Below are 24,356 nucleotides of genomic sequence, written 5' to 3' on the forward strand. Positions count from 1 at the left end.
GCCGCTCACCACCTCGCCCGAGAGAGGGATCCGGCTCCCCGATCGGGGGACAGCGACGCCTGGTGGTCCGGCCGTTGATCAGCCGTCGACCGGCTCCAGAATCACCACCGGGATGTCCCGGTCGGTCCTGGCCTGGTACGCGTCGTAATCCGGCCAGATCGCGACCATCGTCCGCCACAACTCCGGCTTCTCGTCCGGCTTGGCGGCGCGGGCGCGAGCCGCGAAGACGTCCGCTCCCACCTGCACCCGCACCAGCGGATCGGCCAGCAGGTTGAGATACCAGGTGGGATGCCGCGGGTCGCCGCCATGGGAGGCGACGACGAGGTAACGGTCACCGTCCCGGCCGTAGATCAAGGCGGTCCGCCGGAGCTGGCCTGACCTGCGGCCACGCGTGGTGAGCAGCAGCGTGTGGACGCCGGGGCGCCACTCGTGACCTCGCTCGCCGTTACTCTCGACGTACTCCCGGATGTGGTCGCGGACCCACCCAGCCGGACTGTCGATCACCTGTTCGTCGGTCGTCATCCGAGCCTCCCAGCGTGGCCACCGGCGTGATCATCCGCTGCTACCCCGAGCCGGCGGCGGCAAACCCGGCACGGTCAGACCAGTTCGGCGTCGTGTACCAGCAGGGCCACCTGCACCCGGTTGTTCAACTCCAGCTTGGCCAGCAGCCGGGACACGTACGCCTTGACGGTCGCCACACTCATGAACAGTTCGGCGGAGATCTGCGCGTTGGTGTGTCCCCGGCCCAGCGCGACCGCCACCTCCCGCTCCCGCTCGCTCAGCCCGGCCAGTAGCCGCTGCGCCCGGTCGCGCCGGGGGTCCCCGGGGCCGGAGCCGCCGGCCGGGCCGGTGACATGCGCGATCAGCCGGCGGGTGACGCTCGGTGACAGGGTGGCCTCGCCGGCTGCCACCCGACGCACCGCCTCGACGATCTCGGCCGGTGGCGTGTCCTTGAGCAGGAAGCCGGCTGCACCGGCGCGCAGCGCCCGGAGCACGTGGTCGTCGGCGTCGAACGTGGTGAGGATCAGCACCTCCGGCGGGCGGGCGGTGGCACGCAACGCCTCGGTGGCGGCCAACCCGTCGACGCGCGGCATCCGAATGTCCATCAGCACCACATCCGGCAGGTGCGCGGCGACCCCGGCGAGCACCTCGCCGCCGTCGGTCACCTCGCCGACCACGAGGATGTCCGGCACCCCGCCGAGGATGATCGACAACCCGGCCCGGACCAGCGCGTCGTCGTCGACGATCAGCACCCGGACCGGTCTGGCGGACCCGGCCGGCCCGGCCGGCCCGGGGGGCTCAGGTCCGTCGCTGTTCATACCGGCCACGGTAGCCAGGCGACCAGCCGGAAGGAGTCACCGGTCCGCCCGTGGGTCAGTCGCCCACCCGCCAGGTGGACCCGCTCGGCGATACCGACCAGGCCGGTGCCGGCGCCCGGCAACGCCGGGCCGGACGGACCGGCCGGTTGGGCCGGGACACCCACCGGCCACCGATTGGTGATCTCCACGGTGAGCCCGTCACCCGGCCCCCCGGACAGGGCGAGTTCCACCGCCGCGCCCGGCGCGTGCTTGCGGGCATTGGTCAGCCCCTCCTGCGCGATCCGGTACGCGCTGCGGCCCACCGCCGCCGGCGCGGAAGCGGGCTCGGTCACGAGGTCCCGGACGGTCAACCGCATGCCGGCCGCCCGCGACTCGGTCACCAGGGTCGGCACGTCGGCGAGGGTGGGCTGCGGCCGTTCCGGAGCGGCCGACCGGTCGGCGGCGCCCTCCCCGTCGGCCCGCAACACCCCGATCACCTCGCGCAGATCCTCAAGGACGGCGTGCGCGCTGCCGCGGATCACGCCGGCCGCCTTCGCCACCTCCGCGGGCGGCGCGTCGGGCCGGAACTCCAGCGCCCCGGCGTGCAGGCTGAGCAGCGAGATCCGATGCGCCAGGACGTCATGCATCTCCCGGGCGATCCGGGTGCGTTCCAGGTGCCGGGCCTGTGCCACCCGGAGCTGCTGCTCGGCCTCGGCGCGGTGCGCCCGCTCCCGCAGCGACACGACCAGCTGCCGGCGGGCCCGGACGAACATCCCCCAGCCCACGATCAGGACGGTGAACAGCACCCCCCAGATCGCCGCCGGCCAGTACGACATGTCCGGTTCCGGCCGCAACCAGACGTACACGAAGTTGGTGCCGAGCCCGCTCAGGACGGCGATCGTGGCGGTGGTCGCGAACCGGCGGTGCACCGCCACGGTGAACAAGGTGATCGCCTGGGTGACCAGCGAGGCTGAGGAGAACATGCTCAGCGGCAGGACCGCGATGGCCAGCCCGACCGGCCACCGGCGGCGGAACCACAGCGCGAGGCTGGCCAGCACCCCGAGCACCGCGTCGGCAGTGATCATCCAGGTGGCCGGCAGCGGGGTGGTGACCTGCGGATCGGGTCGCCCCGCATCCCAGGTGACCAACGCCACCCAGCCGATGGCGAGCAGGAAGCAGACGCCATCGACGATCCAGTCGCGGGTGGTCCGCCGCGGCCGTCGCCGCTCGTCGTCCGGGGACGCCGCCAGCATCCCGGGCAGCAGCCAGGGATGATCCGGTACGACGACGCTTGTCACGCCGCCATGGTACGAAGCGGTCCGGCGTCCGCCCAGCTACCAAAGTTGATACCTGGGCCTAGACCAAGGTCGGCCGGCCGGCGACCGCCGGCCGCAGCGGATGGCCGGGTGGCCCCGGCAGTCTCGACGACGTGATCGAAGTTCATCAGCTCAGCAAGCGGTACGGCCAGCACGCGGCCGTCCACGACGTCTCATTCACCTGCCAGCCGGGCACCATCACCGGCTTCCTCGGCCCGAACGGAGCCGGCAAGTCCACCACGATGCGGATGATCTGCGGCCTGACCCCGCCGACGGCCGGGAGCGCCACGGTGGACGGGCGGCCCTACCGGCTGCTGCCCAACCCGGGCCGGACGGTCGGCGTGCTGCTCGACGCGTCCGCGCAGCACGGTGGCCGAACCGGGCGGGAAACGCTCGTGCTGGCGGCCCAGACGATGGGGTTGGGCCGGTCCGCCGTGGCCGACAAGCTGCACCAGGTCGGGTTGGCGCGGGCCGCGGCGAAACGCCGGGTGAGGGCGTACTCGCTGGGAATGCGGCAGCGGCTGGGCCTGGCTCACGCGCTGCTGGGTGACCCCCGGGTGTTGATCCTCGACGAGCCGGCCAACGGCCTGGACCCGGAGGGCATCTTCTGGATGCGCGGGTTGCTGCGGGACTTCGCCGACCGGGGCGGGACCGTGCTGCTCTCCTCGCACCTGCTGCGGGAGGTCGAGGTCGTCGCCGATCGGCTCGTCGTGATCGGCGCCGGCCGGATCGTGGCTCAGGGCGACAAGGCCGAGCTGCTGTCCGGCGCCGGCGCCCTGGTCCGAGCCCGGGACACCGGTGCCCTGCGGTCCGCCCTCACCGCGGCCGGGATCGAGGTGACCAGTGGCGCCGACGGGGGGTTGCTGGTGACCGCCGACCCCGGCGCGGTCGGGCAGGTGGCCGCGGACGCCCGGATTGTCCTCACCGAACTGCGGCCGGCCAGCAGCGCCGGCTTGGAGCAGTTGTTCCTCTCCCTCACCGGGAACGGTTCGACAAAGGAAGCAGGGAAATGACCACCACGACCGCCAAGCCCACCGCCAGCTCCGCCGGCCCCGATCCCCGACCGGCGGTACGCCGCCCGTCGCTGCTCCGGTTGACCGGGGTGGAGTCGCGCAAGCTCGTCGACACCCGGGCCGGGCTCTGGCTGCTCCTCACGATCGGCCTGGTCGCCGCCCTCGTCGCCACCGCCCAGTTGATCTGGGCGGACGACGCGGCACAGTCGTTCACCGAGTTCTTCACGGCATCGCTGCTGCCGGTGTCGGTACTGCTGCCGGTGCTGGGCATCCTGTCGATCACGAGCGAGTGGTCGCAGCGCAGCGCGTTGACGACGTTCGCGTTGGTGCCACGGCGGGAGCTGGTGATCATCGCGAAGCTCGGCGCGACGGTGCTGGCCGCGCTGGCCTCGGTGCTGGCCAGCCTCGCGGTCGCGGCCGTCGCGACCCCGATCGCGGGGGCTACCGGCGGGTCCGGCAGTTGGGCGTTCGAGGGAACGCTGCTGCTGCACGCGAGCGTCGTCCAGGTGACAAGCGTCCTGATGGGCGCGGCCTTCGGACTGCTGCTGCTCAACACCCCGCTGGCCATCGTGACCTACCTGCTGCTGCCGATGGTGTGGACGATCCTCACCAGCATGATCGAGCCGTTGCGCGAACCGGCCCGGTGGCTGGACACCGCGCAGACGATGGAACCACTGTTCACTCCGGACGTCACAGCCGGGCAGTGGGGCCGGGTGGCGGTCTCCCTGCTGCTCTGGCTGGTGCTGCCGCTCGTCGCCGGGCTGATCCGCACGCTGCGACGCGAGGTCTCCTGACCATGCGCCGCGGGTCGGGCGATCCGTCCGCCTCCGGCGCGCCGGTGGTGGTCACCGAGCCGGTGTCGGACCTGGTCGTCATGTGGGGCGGCTTCCCGGTCGCCGGTGCGGCGCTCGGCTGGCTGCTCACCGTGGTGGCCGGCTGGGCCGTCGACGCCCGCTGGGTGCCGTGGCGCGGCCTGTTCCGGATGGTGGACGGCCTGCCGGATCCGCAGGCGACGATCGGGCTGGTCATTGTCGGGGCGGTGCTCGGGCTCGCGGTTGCCACGATCGGCACCGTGGAACGGCTCGCCATCACCGTGGACCGGTTCGCCGTGACGGTGAGCCGGTCCGGTCGTCGCGCCGCGTACGACCGCGCGGACATCCGGCAGGGTTTCCTGGACGGCCGGCGGTTCGTCCTGCTCGGCACCGACGGCACCGAACTGGTCCGGGAGAAGGGCGACCTGCCGGGCGACCGGTTGGCCACGGCGTTCGCCGTACACGGCTACCGGTGGACCGATGCGGATCCGCACGCCGCGGCGTACCGCCGGTGGGTCCCGGGCGGTGCCGGACTGCCGCCCGGCGCCGACGCGGTGCTGCGGGCCCGGCAGCGGGCCCTGGACAGGGGGCACGCCGACGACGCCGCCGAGCTGCGGTCCGAGCTGGGCAGGCTGGGCGTCGTGGTACGCGAGGAGAACAAGCGCCAGTACTGGCGGCCAAGCCGTCCATGACCGGTTTTGCGACGATGATCCGGGGAACCTGGTCGCCAACCGATCCTGGAGGTACCGATATGAGTGACTTCATGGACAAGGCGCAGGACTTCGCCGACAAGCACGACAAGCAGGTCGACCAGGGCATCGAGAAGGCCGGCGACCAGGTCGACAAGCGGGTCGACGACAAGTACGACAACCAGATCGACAAGGGCGTGGACGCGGCGCAACAGCGCACCGGCGCCGGTGACCAGCAGCCCTGACCAGAGGAAAGGGCCCCTTCCTATCGCATTTCGCGTAGCTTGGGGCCCTTCTCTTGATCCCGCCACCGGGCCGTTTCCGGTTCACCTCGCGGGGAACGCGGGTCGTACCGACCCTGGGAGGTGGACCCGATGGGCGACATGATGAAGAAGGCCAAGGAATTCGTCGACCGGAACGAACAGAAGGTCGACCAGGGCATGCGCAAGGCCGGCGACGAGATCAACCGGCGGACCGGTGGCAAGTACGACGAGAAGGTGGACAAGGCCGTCTCGCAGGCACAGCGTGCCACCGGGAAGCGCCAGAGCGACAGGTAGCGAGTGGTCGCGACCGGGCCGATGCCGGACAGCCGGTATCGCGCCTGGTTCAGCGCCAGATGGCCGACGGCGCCGGGTCGGTGGACCGAACGCCGACCGACCCGGCGGGTCGACCGGACAGGCCAACCAGCAGGAGTCCGTACACCAGCCCCGTGCCGACGCCGGCCAGGCTCAGCAGAACGTCGGAGTCGGCCGCGTTTATCGCGGGGTTGCCGGCGAGCCGGGTGAACCCCGCACCCGCCGACGTGACCGCCATCGCGATCACCAGGACGTGCAGCAGGATCGGGTAGCCGAGCGAGGCGACCCCGAGCAGGGCCAGGCGCCGCAGGTCGGGACGGCCGTCCGCCGCGGGTCGGGTGAGGACCAGCACGCCGACCAGCAGCACGATGGCCAGCAGCAGCATCCCGAGCAGCCGGCCGCCCGGCGGCTGCGTCCGGCCGAGGGCGATGCCGGCGGCGGCCGCCCCGGTCAGCAGGCCGGCCGCCGCCCACCGGATTCGCCGCCGCTCGGGCGCCGCGGCCACCGCGCAGCCGATCGCGAGAACCGCGAGCAGACCCGCCACGGCGACGGCGGCGGGGGTGAGTTCCGGCTCGGTGTAGGTCGGTGACTCGATCGCCATGGCCACGGGCGCGGTGGCGGCCGTGACCGCCGCGACGACGATCAGGACGGCCGGCGTCGATCCGGCCGGCCAGCGGTGCGCCGTACCGATCGCCGCGAGCATGACCAGGGCGGCGCCTGAGGCCAACCCGACGGTGGTCGCCGTGCCATCGACGTCCAGCCGGTCCAGCACCAGGTCGACGACCACCCACACCGTGGCCGCCGGCGCGGCCAGGGTCGCCACCCGACGGTCGCCACCGGTGCCGAGGACCACCCCGGCGAGTGCCGCGACGATGGCCATGAACCGCAGGTCGCGGGCCCAGTAGGTGTTGTTGCTCGCGAGCCGCTCCGACCATGGGCCGAGGGGCTCGGTGAGCGCCTGCAACTCGGTGAGCCCGACGGCCCAGAACGCCGCCGCGAGGACCGCTGCGGCGGCGCCGACGATCGGCTGCCAGCTTTTCATGGCGGGACACTAGCCGGCCCGCGACGACGGACGCGACCCCTCAGGCGCGGACAGCGTTGGACTGGATGGCCGCCCTCAGGTAGGCGGCCATGCCGGGCTTGAGGTCCTCGAAGTACTTCGTGAACCGCGGATCCTCGGTGTACAGGCAGGCGAGTCCGGTGTGGATCTCGTACGAGCAGTCGTAGAACCACCGGCTGATGAGCTGGCGGTGCTCCTCGGCGAGTTCCATCGCCTCGGGACTCTCCGGCGCCGCACCGGAGTCCATGACCGCGGCGAACCGCCGTCCCCAGTCCTCGTTCTCGGCCTTGTTCCGCAGCCAGTCCTCCTTGCTGTAGGACCTGGTCCGGCGGGCCGACTCGCGGTACGCCTCGGTGCCTCCCCAGCGCCGTTCGGCCTCCTCGGCGTGATCGTCGGGGTTGAAGTCACCGAAGACCTCGAACCGCTCCTCCGGGGTGAGCGGGATGTTCATCTTCCTCGCCTCCATCGCGAATTCGATCGCCTGGACCATCTCTTCGAGGCGCTTGATGCGGCCGGTCAACAGATCATGCTGCTGGCGCAGGTGCGTCACCGGGTCCGCCGCCGGATCGTCGAGGATCTTGGCGATCTCTTCCAGTGGGAACCCCAGCTCCCGGTAGAACAGGATCTGCTGAAGCCGGGTGAGGTCGGTCTCGTCGTACCGGCGGTAGCCGGTGCTGGTGCGTCCGCTCGGCGTCAGCAGCCCGATCTCGTCGTAGTGGTGCAGCGTCCGCACGGTCACCCCGGCGAAGGCGGCCACCTGCCCTACCGCGTAGCCCATGGTTCCCTCCCTTCCGGGAAGCCAGGCTGTCAGCTCACGTTACGTGAGGGTCAACCAATAATGGGCATACGGTGCGTCGTGCCGGAGAGCAAACTCACCGTGGCAGAGCGTCACCCCACTGGCCCCCGCCGGGTGACGCTGCTGGAGTTGTTCTTCGATCTTGTCTTCGTCGTGGCGCTGGCCCTGGTCTCCGACGGGCTGGCCCAGAGGATCTCCTGGGACGGCGTGGCACACGCGGTCATCCTGCTGATGGCGATCTGGTGGGTCTGGTGGATCACCGTCCTGGTCACCAACTTCTACGACCCGCGCCGATCGGCGATGCAGTGGCTGACCATCGGCGTCACCTTCGGCAGCCTGCTCCTGGCCGCCACCATCCCGAGGGCCTTCGACCGGCTCGGGCTGGGCTTCGCCGCGGTGTACGTGGCCATCCATCTCGGCCGCGGCACGTACCTGTTGGTCGCCCTGCGGGGTCGGCACCTCCAACTCCGGCACCGCAGGATCGTGCTCTGGTTCTCGCTGAGCGCGGCCGCGTGGCTGATCGGCGGCGTCGTGGCGCACCATCCGTGGCAGCTCGTGCTCTGGACGTTGGCCCTGGGGATCGACTACACCGGCGGCAAGTTGGGGTATCCCGTACCCGGAATGGGTCGCATTCCGCCCGGTCAGTACACCGTGACCGCCGAGCATCTGGCCGAGCGCTACCAGCAGTTCTTCATCATCGCCCTGGGCAACGCCGTCCTGGTCACCGGCGGCACGTACAGCCGTACCGATCTCGATCTGGGGGAGACTCTCGCCTTCGTCCTGTCGTTCGCCGTGACGGCGCTGCTGTGGCGGCTGTACGTCCATCGGGCCGGCGAGGTGCTGTCCGGGGCGATCGAGCGGACCAGACGACGGGAGCGGCTGGTAGCCACCGCCCCGATCACCCAGATGGCCATGGTGGTCGGGGTGGCCCTGATGGCCGCCGGTTTCGCGGCGCTCATCCACGATCCGTGGCAGGACAACGCGCCGGCCCGTGCGGCGATCGTCCTCGGGGGCCCGGCGTTGTTCCTGCTCGGCCGGGCCCGCTTCGAGTACGAGGTGTTCGGCCGGGTGTCCCCGAACCGGATCGTCGGCCTGGCACTGCTGGGCGTGGCGGCGTTGCTGCCTCGGACCATTCCCCTGCTCACCGCGTTGTCGGTCGCGCTGATCCTGGGTGGGATCGCGGCGCGCGACACGATGCGCAGCCGGGGGCGGCCCCCGGAGCAGCCGAACCCACCGCACTGAACCCACCCCGCACTTCGGGCGCGTCGTTCTCTAGGTCCGCGACATGTGGCCACTTAGGGTGCAAACTTGCACACAAGCCTTTATCCGGACAAAAGCGATCCGGCCGACCCCCCGAACCCGATCACGGAGGTTCTCATGCGCGTTCCCGGATGGCGACGTGCCGTCCTCGCGGTCGCGGCCACCGCCGCGCTGTCGGCGGCCGGGATCGTCGGCACCGCCACCCCGGCCGCCGCCGACGGCTGCTACACCTGGCAACGGACGCTCCGGGAAGGCCGGACCGGCGCGGACGTACGGCAGTTGCAGATCAGGGTCGCCGGCTGGGGCGGCTACGGTGGGACCGTCGTCATCGACGGGATATACGGCCCGCGGACGGCCGCCGCGGTCGGCCGGTTCCAGGCGGCGTACGGCCTGCGGGTCGATGGGATCGCCGGCCGGCAGACCTACCGGACGCTGTACGAGTTGCAGGACGACGACTGCACGCCGGCCCATTTCAGCTATCTCGAACTCGACGACGGGTGCGGCGGCTCCGGCTGGGACGGCGGTCCGCTCTCGCCTTCCGCCACCCGCGCCAACGCGTTGCGGATGATGTGGAAGCTGGAGGCCCTGCGCCGGTCGCTGGGAGATCACCCGCTGTTCGTCACGAGCGGCTTCCGCAGCAGGTGGTGCAACGCCAGGGTCGGCGGGGCCACTCGCAGTCAGCACCTGTACGGCTTCGCCGTGGACCTCGTCTCGCCACGGATCGGGCTCTGCGCGCTCGCCCGGGAGGCACGCAGCCATGGCTTCAGCGGGATCCTGGGGCCCGGATACCCCGGCCATGGCACGCACGTCCACCTGGACGCCGGCACCGAGAACCCGGCCAACCGCGAGTCGCGGTACTGGTACGCCCCGACGTGCGGCTTTACCGGCCCCCTGAGCCCGGCCGGCAGCCCGCCACGCCAGGACCCGTGAGGACCGGACTCGGCGCCGGCTGGATGGTCCTGCCTGTCACCGGCCGCGGGCTGGTCCCGATGCCGCACGGCGACAACCGGCCCGCGGCCCCGCCGCGATCGACGAATTCGGCTCAGCTCGCGCGGCGGCTCAGCATCTGTCGGATCGGCAGTTCCACGAAGGGGTTGCCGTGCCGTTCCAGCGCGTCGACCTGCCTGTCGCTGAGGCCGTGACCGGTCAGCACCCGACGCCCCCAGCGGTGCAGCCGGCACGGATACGGCGCTCCGTCGTTACGACACTTGGGACCGGCCGGCCACTGCTCGGCGGCGTGCACCACGACGGCCCGCAGGGCCATCCGGATGTCTTCGGCTGTCACGTACCGCGGCAGCGGCACCTCGCCCAGCACTCTCCCGATCGGATCCGGCGTTCGCTCCACGACGTGCACGCGTGCCTCCTGGCTGCCGATGTCGCGGAACCGACGGCCCCGCTCCACCCGTTGGTACGGAGTCCACGTGTCCGAAGTTCAAGCGCGGTGCCGACCGGCCCACGGAGTTACGGGGCGACCTCGCGCCAGCCGGGTCGGCCGCCGAGCCATGCGTTGGCCAGGATGAGCGCGGACGCCCGGCTCGGGCACTCCTGCACCCGGGAACGCCCGTCGGCTCCCCCCATTTGCGCTTCGACCTGCCACAACTGCCCGTCCGTACGCACGAAGACGTCCCGCCGGGACCTCCGCGCCGAATCGCCGTTCCACCAGTGCCGCTCGATCCTCACAGAGGCCACGTTAGCGGAAGGGGCGAGCGGTACGAATATTTCGATCTCACCTTGCTCTATGGGTAAGGTCAACTACTGGCAGTGACGAGTCCAATCGGCCGATCAGGACCCTCCGAAAGGCCGACGGGCGCGCACGTAACATGACACCGCCGGTCACCGCCTTTTGATACGAGGGCTTATCACCGGAACACAGCACCGGAGCATGCAATTGGTCGCAGAGAGTAACGTTGACGACGCACGCCGTCGTTCGCCCGCGCCGGGCTCGCCAGACCGGCGGCCGATCCTGTCGGGCGGGGAGCCGGCACGGCCCAGGACCCGCGTCGCCCTCAGCGGCGAACTCGACATGGCCTCCGCGCACCAGGTCGAGTCCGCCATCACACCGATCCTCCAGGGACGGCCACCCACCCATCTCGATCTCGATCTCGCCGCCGTCCCGTTCCTGGACTCGGCCGGCATCCTGGCGTTGCTGCGCGCCCGGGAGCGCGCCGCCGAGGTGGGCTGCCGACTGGTGATCCACAATCCCGTCCGAACGGTCCGTCGGGTCTTGCAGATCGCCGGCGTCGACGACCTGCTCCTTGGCTCGGTGGCGGCGGATCATCCGCCCGACTGACCGGTCGGCTCGCCCCGGCCGAGCAGTTCACGCGTCTCGACCAGATGTCGCGCCACGTCGACCAGCTTGACGTTCTCGTTCTGGCTCGTCCGCATGAGCACGGCGAACGCCCGCTGATCCGTCAGCCGGTACCGCTCCATGAGGATGCCCTTGGCCTGACCGATCACGTCCCGGATGTCCAGCGCCCGGGACATCTGGTCGAGCCTGAGTGCGTCTGCCATCGCCACCGCCGCGTGGGCGGCGAACAGCAGCGCGATGTGTTCGGACTCGTCGGTGAAGGCGTGTGGTTCCTCGGCGTACAGGTTCAACGCGCCGAGATCGTCCCGCACCAGGTAGAGCTGACAGGAAAGCATGCTCCCCACGCCGAGGGCCGCAGCCCGCCGGGTGAACCGCGGCCACCGCCGCTCGGTGTCGACGTCCGCCATCCGCACGGTGCGATGGTCGTAGAGCGCGCTGAGGCAGGGTCCCTCGCCGACGTCGTACTGGGCCCGGTCCACCCGCCGCACGAGGTCGCTGGACGCGGCGGACGTGACAAGCTTGCGCCGCTGCCGCACCTCCATGATCCCGGCGTGTTGGGCGCCCGGAATCGTCTCCACCGCCGCCCGGACAATGCCGACGAGGGTGGTCCGGGCGTCGTCCAGATCTTGCAGCGAACGGGCCAGCTCACCGAGTCGGACCGCCAGCCAGTCGGGCTTGTCGGCCTGGGCGGTGAAGCTGTCCGACGGTGTCCCGCGCTCGCGCGCCCCGCCCTGCTCGGCCATGTCTGCCGCCCTTCCGTCGCGGACAGATTCGGGTTACCCAACCGGACAACCGGCGACTCCCCCGGCCGCCGATCCATGCCTTCCGCTCTCACTCGACGTCGGGTCACGGGTACGCCGGGCCGAACTGAGTAGGTGGTGCGCAGTCCCGACGAAAGGCGGAAACCCGTGACTGCGGGCCCGCGGTCACCACCTCAACAAAAAAGTGTTTGCAAAAAGAAGCATTTGTATTATGGTGGTGCCGTGCCTACCTCGCTGGAATCTCCCGGTCCGGAACTGGACTCGGCCTTCGCCGCCCTCGGCGACCCGGTCCGTCGGGCCCTGGTGACTCGTCTCGCGCACGGCGACGCCACGGTGGGTGAGCTGGCTGAACCGTTCGACGTGACGCAGCAGGCAATCTCCCACCACATCGGCGTGCTGCGGCGATGTGGCCTCGTCGAGCAGCGTCGGGAGGGCACCAGACGCCCCTGCCGGCTGCGGGTGGACCGGCTGTCGCTGCTCGGCACGTGGATCGACGATCAGCGCCGCACCTGGAACGACCGGCTCGTCGCCCTTGAGCAGCACCTCATCGACGACGGAGCGGACCGGTGACCGCCGGCGCGGAACTCCGCGGCGACGAACTCATCGCCCAACGCCACCTCCCGGTGGAGCCTCAACGAGTGTGGTCCGCCTTCACCTCGCCGGCGAGCATCGCGACGTTCTGGGGTGGTTCACACGCCACCGTGCCCCCGGAGTCCGTGACCGTCGACCTGCGACCCGGCGGGGAGTTCGAGCTCGACACCCGCGCCCTGGACGGCACCTGCCGGCGGCTCCGGTTCGTCTACGTGAGCGTCACCGCACCGCGCGAACTCGTCTTCGACGAACCGGTCACCGGGATCCGGACGACCGTCACCATCAACCGCGCCGGCGACGGCACGCACCTCACCGTCCACCAGCGCCGGCTTCCCCCCGAGCTGCGCACCGGCCAGGCGGCCGGTGGACTCGCCTCGATCCTCGACGCCCTGGCCGCACACCTGCGGCCCTGACGGAACACCAGATGGGAGTACGCCATGAACGACATGACGCAGCGCGACCTGGTCGCGGAATACCTCGAAGGATTTCGGACGAGCGACCACCCGCGAATCCTCGCCACTCTCACCGACGACGTCGAGTGGGTCATCCATGGTCACCGGACCACCCACGGCAAGGCCGAGTTCGACACCGAGATCGAGAATCCGGGTTTCACCGGCAGCCCGACGCTCGACGTCCAGCGGATCCACGAGGACGGCCAGGTCGTGGTCACCACGGGCGAGGGCCGCGGCGTCAGCGTCAGCGACGGCCCGTTCCGCTTCGCGTTCAACGACCTGTTCACGTTCCGGGACGGACTCATCGCCCGAGTCGACTCGTACATTGTCCCGCTTCGCTGATCGCGCTCGGCACCCGAACCGGTCAGGATTCGAGAAGTCCTGGCACCCCGCCGCGGATAGCGTGACCTCCGTCGACATCGCGCCCGGCAGACCGGCCGGGATCGAGCACCGTCGAGGAGGTCGCGATGAACCGCAACATGTGGGTCCGACAGATCCACCGCTGGCTGGCCGTCACGTTCACGGTGACCGTCGTCGTCACCGTGGTCGTCCTGACGCAGGACGACGCTGTCGAATGGGTGTCCTACGTGCCGCTGCTGCCACTCGCCCTGCTCCTGCTCACCGGCCTGTACCTGTTCGTGCTGCCGTACGCGACGAGGCGGCGCGAACGGCGACGCCCGTCATGACGGCCCCGCTCGGGCGTTAACCAGCGACGACACGGGCTAGCGAGGACGCCACACGGCTCTGAGCAGCCCGTTCGTCGTGTCCGGCGGTTCGCGGCGCGGTTCGTGGGCGGCTAGGCCGGCGCGCCGGCGTGGGGTTCCGACGAGCCGGGACGATCGGCGTCGGCCGGCACGACGATGGCTGTCACAACGAGCCCGCGCTGGGCAAGCCAGCGTCCGGCGAAACCGCGCAGCGGACCGTGCTGGGGCAGCACCGGCCCGTCGACCAGAAGGTCCGCGGTGAAGGTGCCGGCCATGTCTCCCGTGGCGTCGATGGTGATCCGTGCCTCCTCGAAACCAAGCCATCGGCCGGTCAGCGGATACCACGCCTTGTAGACCGACTCCTTCGCGCTGAACAGCAGTTTCCCCCAGCTGATCTTGGGCTCGGCGCGGGACCGTTCGGCGATCCAGTCGCGTTCCTCGGGCAGCCCGATCGCGTCCAGCACGCCCGGCGGCAGCGGATCGTCCGGCTCGGCGTCCACACCGACGGTGAGCACCGTGGCGGAGCGACCCACGACGGCGGCGCGGTAGCCCGTGCAGTGGGTGATAGTGCCGACCAACCCGAGCGGCCAGGTAGGTGCGCCGCGGGTGCCCGGCACGATGGGGACCGGCGCATGACCCAGCTGGGCGAGGGCCTGCCGGGCACACCAACGGCCCGTGGTGAACTCCCGCCGTCGCTTCTCCACGGCGCGGGCGATCACCGCCTCCTCGGCGGGGAACAGCGGACACGGTGCGGAGTCGTCGAACGCCTCGGCCCAGGCCACGGTCGCCGGCAACATTTCCTCGATCATGGAACGAGCACCGGACGGACCGGGTCGGGGACCGCGCCGCGGCGCCGCCATTCCCGCGGATAGCCGAGCGAGACCTCTTCGAAGCGCACGCCGTCGTGCCAGGTGGTCCGGGGGATGTGCAGATGTCCGTAGACCACGACCGCGGCGCGGAAGCGCAGATGCCAGTCACTTGTGCGTTCGGTGCCGCACCACTGGGCGAACTGCTGGTATCGCAGGATCCGGGTGGGCTCGCGGACCAGCGGATAATGGTTGACCAGCACGGTCGGGATGTCCGGGTCGCATTCGGCGAGGCGCCGCTCGGTGTACGCGACGCGTCGCTCGCACCAGATCTCCCGGCTGCCGTACGGATCGGGATGCAGCAGGTATTCGTCGGTGCAGACCACCCCGGTCTCGTGGGCGACCCGCATCGACTCCGCCTTGGTCGTCGTGCCCGGGGTGAGGAACGTGTAGTCGTAGCCGACGAACAGCGGCGCCACGGTCACCGGACCGCCCTCGCCCTCCCACACCGGGTACGGGTCCTCCGGGGTGTGCACCCCGATGCGTCGGCACAGCGCCACGAGGTGCCGGTAGCGGGCCTCGCCGCGCAGCTGGACCGGATCGTCCCGCAGGGTCCACAACTCGTGGTTGCCGGGCGACCAGATCACCTCGGCGAACCGCTGACGCAGCAGCGTCAACGCCCATTCCACGTCGGCCGGACGCTCGGCCACGTCCCCGGCCACCAGCAACCAGTCGTCGGGCGAGCGGGGCTTGATCCGCTCCACCACCGCCCGGTTGTCCGGATAGGACACGTGCAGGTCGCTCACCGCGGTCAACGTCGCGCCGGCCATCCCGCCGTACACCCCCTGTCGTCGGCGTCACGCGGGCCCTGCCCCCACCCTATGCCGAACCGGGTAATTCGGCGGCACCCCGCGTACCGGACCGGTACGGTCACGGCGATGACACTCGCGCATGACGTTGTCGGTGACGGCCCGACGGTGACCCTGCTGCACTCCACCGCCGGCGACCGACGGATGTGGGACCCGCAGCTGCCGGCCCTGGTCGATGCCGGCTGGCGCGTGCTGCGCTGTGACTTCCGGGGGTACGGCGAGACGCCGGTCCCGGACCGGCCGCACAACGACGCCCAGGACGTCGCGGACCTGCTGGATCGGCTCGGCGTCGAGCGGACCGCGCTGGTCGCGGCGTCCGGCGGCGGGCAGGTCGCTGTGGAATTCGCCGCCCGCTGGCCGGCGCGGGTGACGGCGTTGGCGCTGCTCGCCACCGCGCTCGCCGGGCACCACCCCGGTGCCGAGCTGCGGGCCTTCGGTGACCGCGAGGACGAACTGCTGGCGGCCGGCGACGTCGCCGGCGCCACGGAACTCAATGTCGAGACCTGGCTCGGGCCGCACGCTGACGAGGCGACCCGGGACAAGGTCCGCCGGATGCAGCGGCACGCGTTCGAGGTGCAGTTGGCCGCCGAGGAGGAGTTCGAGCCGATCCGGGTGGTCACCGATCCGGCCACCATCACGGCCCCGACCCTGCTGGTCGCGGGCGCCCACGACCTCGCCGACTTCCGCGAGATCGCCGCCGACCTGTCGACGCGGATCCCGGGCGCCCGGCATGTCGAGCTGGACTGGGCGGGCCACCTGCCGAGCCTGGAACGACCGGACGCGGTGACCCCCCTGCTGACCGACTTCCTCCACCCCACCAAGCCCTGAAGTAACCCCACCCCCCTTCCCCGCGATCTTGCACTTTTGGTTCCGGCAAAGGGGCTAAAGCCTCCCCAATCGACAACCCAAAGCACAAGATCGCGGGGGTGGGGGGAACGGGGAGGAGTTAGGCGTGCGGGAGGCGGAGCAGGGAGGTGTTGCCTACGGCCAGGGTGGTGGGGTTGTTGCCGATCGCCGACCAGACCTCGACCCGCACGGTGCCGCCGTCGAGGTCACCGAGCACGCCGGTGGCCGAGAGCAGCCCGGCCTGCTGCGTGTAGTGCTCGTAGCCGGGGATCGGGTCGGTGGCGAAGTAGCGGTACGTCTCCACCCGCTCCCAGGTCCCGTTGCCGCTCAGGTCGTAGGAGACCCGCACCTGCACCCCGTTGCCGACCGCCGTGCCCGCGTCCAGGTGCAGGTCGAAGGTGGTCTGGCCGCCCTGATACCCCATGTCGAGGCCGGTTGCCGTGAACACCTCGGGGTTGGTCGGCGTACCGTCATGGTTGCCGTTCGCGGCCGCGACGGTGACGGTGCCGGCGCTGCCGGCCGCTCCGAGCCCGCCGCCGGGCAGCAGGTGCCGGACCGGGTCGCCCGGCGGGTCGGTCGGATCCGGGTCCGTCGGGTCCGGGTCAGGGTCCGTCGGATCGGGATCCGGGTCCGTCGGGTCGGGGTCCGGGTCGGTGCCGCCGCCCGCGTTTCCACCGCTCCAGGTGTACGCCCCGGTGGTGGCGGTCTTACCGGCCGGCACGGTCAGCGTGGTGCCGGTCGAGAAGGTGACGGTAATCGGCGTACCGGTGATGTTGGACGCCACGTAGGTGCGGGCGCCGTCGCGGGTGAAGACGGCCGACAGTGGATGGTTGGCCGTGACGCCGGTGTCGACGGTGCCGAGGGCCGCGAGGTTGCGGATCCAGTGGAACGTGTGCGCGCGGCTCTCCCCCTCCTCGGGGGTGTATCCGGGATTGGCGCGGAGGTTCGCCAGCGCCGCGTCGCCATCGCCCAGCGCCTGGAACTGCCAGAGGATGTCCTGCCACACGGTGGGCGGGCCGCCGTTGTTGCGGACCAGCTCGGCGTAGTTGGTGCGCACGTACCCCGGGTGGTAGCCGAGGTAGAGGTGCCCACCGGTGACCGGGAGCAGGTTGATGCCCTGGATCATTTCCGGCTCGGCGCTGAACCAGGTGGCGTACGCGCCGCCGTCACCCCAGACCATGCCCACCGTGGCGTGGCCGAACGCTGTGGGGAAGTTCTCGTCGCTGACGTCGAACCAGTACTCCTGGATGGCCGCGGCCTGCGTGGTGTAGATGAAGATCCCCGCGTCGCGGACGGCGGTGTTACCGGTGACCTGCCCCCACTGGATGAGCGCGGTGGCGAAGTTCATCCCCTCGGACGAGGACTCCTGGTTGTTCCCGGCCCCGAACGAGCCGTGCCCGGAGGCCCAGTCGTGGCCGGCGTAGATGTCGAAGTCCCGCAGGTACGGGAACCGGCCGTCGGTGCGGTCGTAGTTGTTGGCGTCCCGGATGAGCAGGTCGACCATGCCGCCGTACTGGTTGGTCGCCGCCCAGCCCGGGTCGAACTTGGCAAGCGTCGCCGCGGCGGCGATGAAGTAGCCGTAATGGAAGTGGTGGTCGTTCAGCTCCTGGTCGGATCCATAGGAGGCCGGGTAACCGATGAGCGTGCCCCAGTTGGCGTCGTAGTAGAAGATCCGGGCGGCCTCGCCGGGTGCGGCCGTGAACCAGTCGGTGAGCGTGCCGCGGATGGCGGCCAGCGCGCCGTCCCGGGTGGTGGTGTCGCCGACCAGGTCGGCGACCTCGGCGAGCCGGGCGGCGCGGCCGAGGCCCTTGCCCGTCCAGTACGTGTCGCCGCCGCGCTGGTCCATCGGGTTGCCCCGGGTGGCGGCCAGGTGGTCACGGAGGGTGGCCAGGTCGGCGCCGGCCCCGGTGGCGACGGCCGGCAGTTCGGGCAGTACGCCGTGGAACCGCATCGAGGTGGTGAACCGGTCGACACCGGTGAGCACCCGCATCCGTCCGCGCGCGGACGGGTACGTCTCGGCGAGCGGGGTGGCGCCGGTCAGCGACTTCCACTGGTGCGGGTAGAGGGCGGTCACGGTCTGTGTGGCTGTGCCCTCCCGGGCGACGGTGGTGAACGCGTACGTGGTGGTCAGCGCGCTCGTCGCGGGCTGGTACGCGTAGCCGACCCGGGTGCCGGTGACGTGCGCGTGCGCGTACCGGCCATAGCTGGTCGCCAGGTTGACGCGTTCGGTGTCACCGCCGGAGGCGGGCAGCAACGCCACGGAGAAATAGCCCCTGCCGGCCAGCGTGGAGGTGATCCGGCCACCGCTGACGGTCCAGCTGGCACCGGTCGGGGCGTAACCGACGTAGTCGTGGCCGGCGACCGTGAACCCGATTGTGGAACCGGTGTTGGCCCAGATCCGTGGCGTACCGGTAGCGCTGATCTGGGCGGCACCGCCGGTGGCCTGGAAATACGCGAACGGTAGGCCGTGGCCGATGGTGGCGCGCAGGGTACGGGTGCCGTCGCTCCAGTGCGGGCTGACCGTCCAGTCGCTCCACCCGTCGACCTTCACGGTCGGGGCGGCCAGCCCGGCGACGCCAACCCGGATGTCCTCGGCGTACGGGTAGTGGTACTCCCCTACGCCGGTGGAGGTGCCGGTGATGACGGGTGTGGAGGTGGCGGAGAAGCCCAGGCCGTCGCCGAAAGTGTCGTAGGACAGCGGGTGAGCGTGCAACGGTTCGCTGTACGCGCAGTCCGTGCGCTTCCACAGCAGCGACGACCACCAGTCGTTGGTGGGGACGGGACCGGTCGGGGCGTTGGCCGTGACGTACTGCCGGGGGTTTGTCGACTGCTGGCCGCAGCCGGCGGGCAGCGGACCCACCGGGGTGGTCGTGTAGCTGCCGGCGCCGACCGGCGCCGCCTGCGCGGGTGGGCCGGTGACCAGGGTCAGTCCGGCGACCAGCAGCACCAGCGCGGTGCCGGCGGCGAACAGCGCGGTGGCACGCTCACGCGCCAACGCGACGCCGCGGACGCGGTTCGGGGAAGCGGCGGCACGCGCCGGCGCGGGGTGCCGGGGGTAGGGGGTCGGTCTCATGATGCCTCCGTGGCGGCGGATCCCGAGGCGGCTGCGCCGGGGCGCCGGGTCGAGGTTCAGGGCGGCTGTGAGAGCGCTCTCTCAGCGAGAAGTACCGGCAGCGTAACCACGAGTTCGGGCGTCGTCAATATTTCCGCGGTGTTGCCGGACCCCGCCCATGGCCCGCGATCTTGCTTTTGTGGCTGCGAGAAAAGGGTCAATAGCCCACAGAACGGCAGCCCAAAACGCAAGATCGCGGGAGGGAGAAGAGGGGGCGGGGGTCAGGCGGAGTCGCGGCGGATCAGCTCGGTGTCCAGGACGACTACCGGCTCGACTGGCTCGCCGGACACCAGCCGGAGCACCTGCTCGGCCATCCGCCGGCCCATCTCCACGATCGGTTGCCGCACGGTGGTCAGCGGCGGATCGGTGAACTGCGCCATCTCGATGTCGTCGAAGCCGATCACCGCGACGTCCTCCGGCACCCGGCGTCCCGCCTCGCGTAACGTCCGCAGGGCACCGTGCGCCATCAGGTCGGACGCGACGAAGACGGCGTCCAGATGCGGGTCGTCGGCCAGCAACTGGCGCATCGCCGCCGCACCCGAGGCCCGGGTGAAGTCGCCCACCGCGACGATCGACCGGCGATCGGAGTCGTCAAGCGCGGTGCGGTACGCCGCCAGCCGCTCGATGCCGGCGACCATGTCCTGCGGTCCGGCAATGGTGGCGATCCGGCGCCGGCCGCTGCGCAGCAGGTAGCGGATCGCCGCGGTGACGCCGCCGGTCTGGTCGACATCGACGTACGGAAGGCTCGCTCGGGCGAGCGGGCGGCCACCGCAGATCACCGGGAGGCGGTGCCGTGCCAGGGCGGCGGGCAGCGGATCCGCGCCGTGCATGGAGGCGATGAGGACACCGTCGACGTGCCCGCCCGTGGTGTACCGCTCGATCCGCTCGTGTCCGGCGTCCGAATGGGCCATCAGCAGGACAAGTTGCTTGTCGGCGTCCTCGAGCACCTGGCTGACCCCGAAGATGATCCCGGGGAAGTACTGGTCGTCGGAGAAAACCCGGTTGGCCTGCTCGGTGAAGACCAGTGCGATGGAGTCGGTCCGCTGGGTGACGAGTGTTCGGGCGGCCTGGTTCGGGACGTACCCCATCTCCTCGACCGCCCGCCGAACCCTGGCCTGGATCTCCTCCGCCACCTTCGGCGAGCCGTTGACCACGCGGGACACCGTGGCCCGGGAGACGCCGGCGCGCCGCGCCACGGCCTCCAACGTCGGCCGTCCGCCCGCGGTGGTCATCGGCCGACCGGCATGGACGCCGGCACGGCTGGCGCCGCGGACACCGGCCCGAACGGATACCGGCCGCTGTCTCGGGTCACGGGCCACCTCCACCGCCATCGTATCCACGGGCCCAACCCGCGATTTCTCCACCACCGGCCTGACGATCAGGGAGTTTGCCGGAGCTGATAAGCGTGCGACCCGCACGCCGGTCGGGCTGGGCCGCACGCCGGCCCCGGGTCCGCCGGGCGGACGTCGAGGCGACCCGACCCGCCCCGACGCTGTCCCCGGCCAAGCAGGCACTGCTGTCGGCGGCGCACTCCCGACCACCTGTCGACGCGCACCAGCGTACCCGAAAACCCCAATCTGAGAGCGCTCTCTTGACAGCAGACCGCGCTTGCGGTGACGCTAAGACAGCATTGAGAACGCTCTCCCGTCTGGACCGGGCACGGGATGACCGGGCTCGCGACCGGGCTCGCGACCGGGCTGGCGACCGGGCTCAGCCCACGCCCCGCGCCACCCGGCGCGACCGACCGCCATCCAGCAGACCGATCGACGTGACCTGAGAGGGGTCCGAATTCATGAGAGTCCGTCCCCGCCGCTGGGCCGCGGCCGCGCTAGCGGCCACCGTGGCCCTTACCGGCATTTCCGCCTGCGGCGACGAGTCAGCCGGCGACGGCACCATCACGCTGACCGTCGACGTGTTCAGCCAGTTCGGTTACCAGGATCTGTACCAGCAGTACATGGCCGACCACCCGAACATCAAGATCGTGGAGCGGGGCACCGGCACGAACCTCGACGAGTACTCCCCCAAACTGACCCAGTGGCTGGCCGCCGGCTCGGGAGCCGGAGACGTCGTCGCCATCGAGGAGGGTCTGCTTGTCGAATACCGGGCCAACCCCGGCAACTTCGTCAACCTGTTCGACCACGGCGCCGGTGACCTCAAGGGCAACTACCTGGACTGGCGGTGGAACCAGGGGCTCGCCGAGGACGGCAAATACCTGATGGGGCTCGGCACCGACGTCGGCGGCATGGCGATGTGCTACCGCAAGGACCTTTTCGAGAAGGCCGGGCTGCCCACCGACCGGGCTGAGGTGTCGAAACTCTGGCCGACCTGGGAGGCGTACATCGAGACCGGGAAGAAGTTCGCCGCCGCCAACACCGGGGCCAGCTTCCTCGACGCGGCCACCAACACGTTCAACACCATCCTGCTGCAGACCGCCGGCAACAGCACCGGCTACAGCTACTACGACACCTCCGACAACCTGGTGGTGGACAGCAACCCGGCGGTCCGGGAGGCGTACGACACCACTGTGAAGATCATCGACAGCAAGCTGTCCGGCGCCTTCGGGGCCTGGTCGAACGAGTGGGTCGCCGCCTTCAAGCAGGCCAAGTTCGCCACCATCGCCTGCCCGGCCTGGATGACCGGCGTCATCGAGGGCAACGCGGGCCCGGAGGCGAAGGGCAAGTGGGACATCGCCAGCGTGCCCGGCAACGGCGGCAACTGGGGCGGCTCGGTGCTCGCGGTGCCGAAGCAGAGCAAGCACAAGAAGGAGGCCATCGAGCTGCTCAAGTTCCTGACCAGCCCCGAGGGCCAGATCGGCGCCTTCAAGTCCAAGGGCAACCTGCCGTCCTCGCCGCAGGCGCTCGACGACCCGGCCGTGAAGGACGCCACCAACCCGTACTTCAGCGACGCCCCCGTCGGTCAGATCTTCGGCGCCGGCGCCAGGAGTCTCAAGCCGGTCTACATGGGACCGAAGAACCAGGCCGTCCGCACCGAGGTGGAGAACGCGGTCCGCACCGTCGAACTCGGCCAGCGCAGTCCCGCCGACGGCTGGACCGACGCGGTCAACAAGGCGAAGTCCGCCGCGCAGAAGTAGCAAACCTCCCCGGTCCCGGCTCCGGTCGGGACCGGGGGCCCGGCCCTCCACTTCTCCCGCAAGGAGCCCGATGAGTCTCCAGGTCGACACCAGCCCCCGCCGGCCCGGGCCGGCGGGCGGCCCGGGCGCCCGCGCCGGCCGCGCGGCCGGTGCTCCGCCACCGCCGCGCCGGCTCGCGCCGTGGACCAACCGGTTCGACAACCGATACGCCCCGTACCTCTACATTGCCCCGTTTTTCCTGCTCTTCGCGGTATTCGGGCTCTATCCGCTCGGATACACCGCCTGGGTCTCGCTGCACGACTGGGACCTGATGGCCGCCGACCATCCGTTCGTCGGGTTCGCGAACTACACCGCCGTGCTGGGCGACGGCGACTTCTGGAACGCCGTGGTGAACACCCTCGGCATCTTCGTCATCTCCACCGTTCCGCAACTCCTGCTGGCACTGTGGGTGGCAAACCTGCTCAACCGGGGCCTGCGGGCGCGTACGTCGTTCCGGATGGGCGTCGTCATCCCCAACATCACCTCGACCGCGGCGGTGGCGATCGTCTTCGGCCAGTTGTTCAGCCGCGACTTCGGCCTGGTGAACTGGGTGCTCGGCCTGGTCGGCGTCGGTCCGGTCGACTGGCACGCCAACCGGATCGGCTCCTGGATCGCCATCTCCACGATGGTGGACTGGCGGTGGACCGGCTACAACGCGCTGATCTTCCTGGCCGCCATGCAGGCCATCCCCCGCCACCTGTACGAGTCGGCGGCGCTCGACGGGGCGCGTCCGGCGCGCCAGTTCTGGTCGATCACCGTGCCGCTGCTCCGCCCGACGATCATCTTCTGCACGGTCATCTCCACCATCGGCGGGCTGCAACTGTTCACCGAACCGCTGCTGTTCAACTCGGGCGTCAACCCGATCCGCGGCGGACCGACCCGGGAATCGCAGACCATCACCATGTACATGTTCGAGAACGCATTCGCGCCGCACTTCAACTTCGGCTACGGCTCGGCCATCGCCTGGCTGCTGTTCCTGCTGATCATCGTCGTGGCCATCGTCAATGTGGCACTCATCCGTCGGACCGGCGGCGCCAAGGGAGGACAGTGACATGGCGTACCCGATGATGGCGCGGCGCGACGGGACGTCGCGCGCCGGCGGCCGTACCGGAGGCACCGGGTCCGGGTTGTGGAGCGCGAGTCGCCTCACCTACCTCACGCTGCTGCTGGCCTGCGCCCTGTCGATCTTCCCGATCTACTGGATGATCGTCGTGGCGACCCGCACGAACGACGCCATGGGACAGCTGCCGCCACCGTTGCTGCCCGGCAGCAACCTGCCCGAGAACGTGGCCCGGCTGTTCGCCAACACCGACGCGAACTTCCTCACCGGCCTGGTCAACTCCACAATCGTGGCGTCCTGCGTGACCGTCTCGGTGGTGCTGTTCTCCTCGCTCGCCGGGTTCGCGTTCGCGAAGCTACGCTTCCGCGGCCGCAACAAGCTGCTGCTGGTCATCATCGCCACGATGGCGGTGCCCACCCAGCTCGGCGTCATTCCGCTCTACATCCTGATGAGCAAGTTCGGCTGGACCGGCCAGCTCCAGGCGGTGATCGTGCCCTGCCTGGTCACCGGCTTCGGTGTCTTCCTCATGCGGCAGTACACCGCCGACGCCGTCGCCGACGAGCTGATCGAGGCCGCGAGGGTCGACGGATGCAGCTCGCTGCGGATCTACCTGAACGTGGTGCTGCCCGCGCTGCGACCGGCCGCCGCCGTCCTCGGCCTGCTCACCTTCATGGCCACCTGGAACGACTTCATCTGGCCGTACGCCGTGCTCAACGACCCGGCCAACCCCACCGTGCAACTGTCCCTGCGTTCCCTGTCGAACGGCTACTACCAGGACATGTCCCAGATCTTCACCGGCACGGCCATCGCCACACTGCCGTTGCTGCTGGTCTTCGTCGCCTTCGGTCGGCAGATCATCGGCGGAATCATGGAAGGAGCCGTGAAGGCATGAGCGAAC

Annotated in this window: 28 protein-coding genes; 16 read left to right on the plus strand and 12 right to left on the minus strand. The window is 70.6% G+C overall.

Features of this window, described 5'->3' with window-relative positions; translation table 11 throughout:
- Nucleotides 1-78: 78 nt before the first annotated feature.
- From ACFQUZ_RS17295 to ACFQUZ_RS17305, 3 genes are all read right to left on the minus strand, one after another.
- The gene (locus ACFQUZ_RS17295) at nt 79-522 is read right to left on the minus strand and encodes a nitroreductase family deazaflavin-dependent oxidoreductase (RefSeq protein WP_377443285.1); all 444 of its coding nucleotides are present in this window, start codon (nt 520-522) and stop codon (nt 79-81) included.
- A gap of 74 nt (nt 523-596) precedes the next feature.
- Complete coding sequence (locus ACFQUZ_RS17300) at nt 597-1,337, minus strand: response regulator (RefSeq protein ID WP_377443427.1); 741 nt, start codon at nt 1,335-1,337, stop codon at nt 597-599.
- Nucleotides 1,316-2,596, minus strand: coding sequence for a sensor histidine kinase (locus tag ACFQUZ_RS17305; protein WP_377443287.1), 1,281 nt, complete (start codon nt 2,594-2,596; stop codon nt 1,316-1,318). Before ACFQUZ_RS17305 ends, ACFQUZ_RS17300 begins: the two co-directional genes overlap by 22 nt.
- A gap of 131 nt (nt 2,597-2,727) precedes the next feature.
- Here ACFQUZ_RS17305 and ACFQUZ_RS17310 point away from each other — a divergent pair, with 131 nt between their 5' ends.
- The 5 genes from ACFQUZ_RS17310 (at nt 2,728) to ACFQUZ_RS17330 (ending at nt 5,685) form a co-directional block, all read left to right on the plus strand.
- Entirely contained in the window at nt 2,728-3,627 is a 900-nt protein-coding gene (locus tag ACFQUZ_RS17310) for an ABC transporter ATP-binding protein (RefSeq protein ID WP_377443289.1), read from the plus strand.
- A complete protein-coding gene (locus ACFQUZ_RS17315; protein ID WP_377443291.1) occupies nt 3,624-4,421 on the plus strand; it encodes an ABC transporter permease in 798 nt (265 codons plus the stop codon). The genes ACFQUZ_RS17310 and ACFQUZ_RS17315 overlap by 4 nt, the downstream gene beginning before the upstream one ends.
- A gap of 2 nt (nt 4,422-4,423) precedes the next feature.
- On the plus strand, nt 4,424-5,131 hold the full coding sequence (locus ACFQUZ_RS17320; protein ID WP_377443293.1) for a hypothetical protein: 708 nt from the start codon (nt 4,424-4,426) through the stop codon (nt 5,129-5,131).
- 59 nt (nt 5,132-5,190) lie between these two features.
- A complete protein-coding gene (locus tag ACFQUZ_RS17325; RefSeq protein WP_377443295.1) occupies nt 5,191-5,373 on the plus strand; it encodes an antitoxin in 183 nt (60 codons plus the stop codon).
- A gap of 129 nt (nt 5,374-5,502) precedes the next feature.
- Complete coding sequence (locus ACFQUZ_RS17330) at nt 5,503-5,685, plus strand: antitoxin (protein WP_377443297.1); 183 nt, start codon at nt 5,503-5,505, stop codon at nt 5,683-5,685.
- Nucleotides 5,686-5,734: 49 nt separating this feature from the next.
- Here ACFQUZ_RS17330 and ACFQUZ_RS17335 read toward each other — a convergent pair whose 3' ends face one another.
- Entirely contained in the window at nt 5,735-6,745 is a 1,011-nt protein-coding gene (locus ACFQUZ_RS17335) for a hypothetical protein (RefSeq protein ID WP_377443299.1), read from the minus strand.
- 40 nt (nt 6,746-6,785) lie between these two features.
- Nucleotides 6,786-7,541, minus strand: a complete 756-nt coding sequence (locus tag ACFQUZ_RS17340) for a MerR family transcriptional regulator (RefSeq protein WP_377443301.1) — start codon at nt 7,539-7,541, stop codon at nt 6,786-6,788.
- A gap of 78 nt (nt 7,542-7,619) precedes the next feature.
- On the opposite strand from ACFQUZ_RS17340, the gene ACFQUZ_RS17345 reads away from it, so the two are divergent.
- Nucleotides 7,620-8,801 carry a low temperature requirement protein A gene (locus tag ACFQUZ_RS17345; protein ID WP_377443303.1) on the plus strand — a complete coding sequence of 394 codons (1,182 nt, stop codon included), beginning with the start codon at nt 7,620-7,622 and terminating at the stop codon, nt 8,799-8,801.
- Between the two features lie 135 nt (nt 8,802-8,936).
- Complete coding sequence (locus ACFQUZ_RS17350) at nt 8,937-9,749, plus strand: D-Ala-D-Ala carboxypeptidase family metallohydrolase (protein WP_377443305.1); 813 nt, start codon at nt 8,937-8,939, stop codon at nt 9,747-9,749.
- Between the two features lie 112 nt (nt 9,750-9,861).
- Here ACFQUZ_RS17350 and ACFQUZ_RS17355 read toward each other — a convergent pair whose 3' ends face one another.
- Nucleotides 9,862-10,173, minus strand: coding sequence for a hypothetical protein (locus ACFQUZ_RS17355; RefSeq protein ID WP_377443307.1), 312 nt, complete (start codon nt 10,171-10,173; stop codon nt 9,862-9,864).
- A 107-nt stretch (nt 10,174-10,280) separates the two neighbouring features.
- Entirely contained in the window at nt 10,281-10,499 is a 219-nt protein-coding gene (locus ACFQUZ_RS17360; protein ID WP_377443309.1) for a hypothetical protein, read from the minus strand.
- A 202-nt stretch (nt 10,500-10,701) separates the two neighbouring features.
- Here ACFQUZ_RS17360 and ACFQUZ_RS17365 point away from each other — a divergent pair, with 202 nt between their 5' ends.
- Nucleotides 10,702-11,109 (plus strand): STAS domain-containing protein, encoded by a 408-nt coding sequence (locus ACFQUZ_RS17365; RefSeq protein WP_377443311.1) that lies wholly within the window; start codon nt 10,702-10,704, stop codon nt 11,107-11,109.
- Here ACFQUZ_RS17365 and ACFQUZ_RS17370 read toward each other — a convergent pair.
- Nucleotides 11,094-11,870, minus strand: coding sequence for a GAF and ANTAR domain-containing protein (locus ACFQUZ_RS17370; RefSeq protein ID WP_377443313.1), 777 nt, complete (start codon nt 11,868-11,870; stop codon nt 11,094-11,096). The two genes, ACFQUZ_RS17365 and ACFQUZ_RS17370, sit on opposite strands and share 16 nt — an antisense overlap.
- A 240-nt stretch (nt 11,871-12,110) precedes the next feature.
- Here ACFQUZ_RS17370 and ACFQUZ_RS17375 point away from each other — a divergent pair, with 240 nt between their 5' ends.
- The 4 genes from ACFQUZ_RS17375 to ACFQUZ_RS17390 all read left to right on the plus strand — a co-directional run bounded on the left by ACFQUZ_RS17375 (nt 12,111) and on the right by ACFQUZ_RS17390 (nt 13,617).
- Entirely contained in the window at nt 12,111-12,458 is a 348-nt protein-coding gene (locus ACFQUZ_RS17375) for an ArsR/SmtB family transcription factor (protein WP_377443315.1), read from the plus strand.
- Nucleotides 12,455-12,892: an SRPBCC domain-containing protein gene (locus ACFQUZ_RS17380; protein ID WP_377443317.1), complete on the plus strand. Its 438-nt coding sequence runs from the start codon at nt 12,455-12,457 to the stop codon at nt 12,890-12,892. Before ACFQUZ_RS17375 ends, ACFQUZ_RS17380 begins: the two co-directional genes overlap by 4 nt.
- 24 nt (nt 12,893-12,916) lie before the next feature.
- On the plus strand, nt 12,917-13,273 hold the full coding sequence (locus tag ACFQUZ_RS17385; protein ID WP_377443319.1) for a nuclear transport factor 2 family protein: 357 nt from the start codon (nt 12,917-12,919) through the stop codon (nt 13,271-13,273).
- Between the two features lie 125 nt (nt 13,274-13,398).
- On the plus strand, nt 13,399-13,617 hold the full coding sequence (locus tag ACFQUZ_RS17390) for a hypothetical protein (protein ID WP_377443321.1): 219 nt from the start codon (nt 13,399-13,401) through the stop codon (nt 13,615-13,617).
- A 110-nt stretch (nt 13,618-13,727) separates the two neighbouring features.
- Here the strand turns inward: ACFQUZ_RS17390 and ACFQUZ_RS17395 are convergent, their stop codons facing one another.
- Nucleotides 13,728-14,432, minus strand: coding sequence for a 4'-phosphopantetheinyl transferase (locus tag ACFQUZ_RS17395; protein WP_377443323.1), 705 nt, complete (start codon nt 14,430-14,432; stop codon nt 13,728-13,730).
- Between the two features lie 8 nt (nt 14,433-14,440).
- Nucleotides 14,441-15,271, minus strand: a complete 831-nt coding sequence (locus ACFQUZ_RS17400) for a metallophosphoesterase family protein (protein WP_377443325.1) — start codon at nt 15,269-15,271, stop codon at nt 14,441-14,443.
- A gap of 108 nt (nt 15,272-15,379) precedes the next feature.
- On the opposite strand from ACFQUZ_RS17400, the gene ACFQUZ_RS17405 reads away from it, so the two are divergent.
- Complete coding sequence (locus ACFQUZ_RS17405; RefSeq protein ID WP_377443327.1) at nt 15,380-16,138, plus strand: alpha/beta fold hydrolase; 759 nt, start codon at nt 15,380-15,382, stop codon at nt 16,136-16,138.
- 118 nt (nt 16,139-16,256) lie between these two features.
- Here the strand turns inward: ACFQUZ_RS17405 and ACFQUZ_RS17410 are convergent, their stop codons facing one another.
- Both ACFQUZ_RS17410 and ACFQUZ_RS17415 read right to left on the minus strand, forming a co-directional pair.
- Nucleotides 16,257-19,229, minus strand: a complete 2,973-nt coding sequence (locus ACFQUZ_RS17410; RefSeq protein ID WP_377443329.1) for a glycosyl hydrolase — start codon at nt 19,227-19,229, stop codon at nt 16,257-16,259.
- Nucleotides 19,230-19,489: 260 nt separating this feature from the next.
- Nucleotides 19,490-20,500, minus strand: a complete 1,011-nt coding sequence (locus ACFQUZ_RS17415) for a LacI family DNA-binding transcriptional regulator (protein ID WP_377443331.1) — start codon at nt 20,498-20,500, stop codon at nt 19,490-19,492.
- A gap of 560 nt (nt 20,501-21,060) precedes the next feature.
- Between ACFQUZ_RS17415 and ACFQUZ_RS17420 the strand changes: the two genes are divergently transcribed.
- The 3 genes from ACFQUZ_RS17420 (at nt 21,061) to ACFQUZ_RS17430 (ending at nt 24,350) form a co-directional block, all read left to right on the plus strand.
- Nucleotides 21,061-22,359 (plus strand): extracellular solute-binding protein, encoded by a 1,299-nt coding sequence (locus tag ACFQUZ_RS17420; protein ID WP_377443333.1) that lies wholly within the window; start codon nt 21,061-21,063, stop codon nt 22,357-22,359.
- Nucleotides 22,360-22,429: 70 nt separating this feature from the next.
- Nucleotides 22,430-23,449 (plus strand): carbohydrate ABC transporter permease, encoded by a 1,020-nt coding sequence (locus ACFQUZ_RS17425; RefSeq protein WP_377443335.1) that lies wholly within the window; start codon nt 22,430-22,432, stop codon nt 23,447-23,449.
- A 16-nt stretch (nt 23,450-23,465) separates the two neighbouring features.
- Nucleotides 23,466-24,350, plus strand: coding sequence for a carbohydrate ABC transporter permease (locus ACFQUZ_RS17430; protein WP_377443429.1), 885 nt, complete (start codon nt 23,466-23,468; stop codon nt 24,348-24,350).
- Nucleotides 24,351-24,356: the final 6 nt, after the last annotated feature.

It is taken from the genome of Plantactinospora sp. GCM10030261 (genome assembly GCF_042666615.1).
Lineage (GTDB): Bacteria > Actinomycetota > Actinomycetes > Mycobacteriales > Micromonosporaceae > KBS50.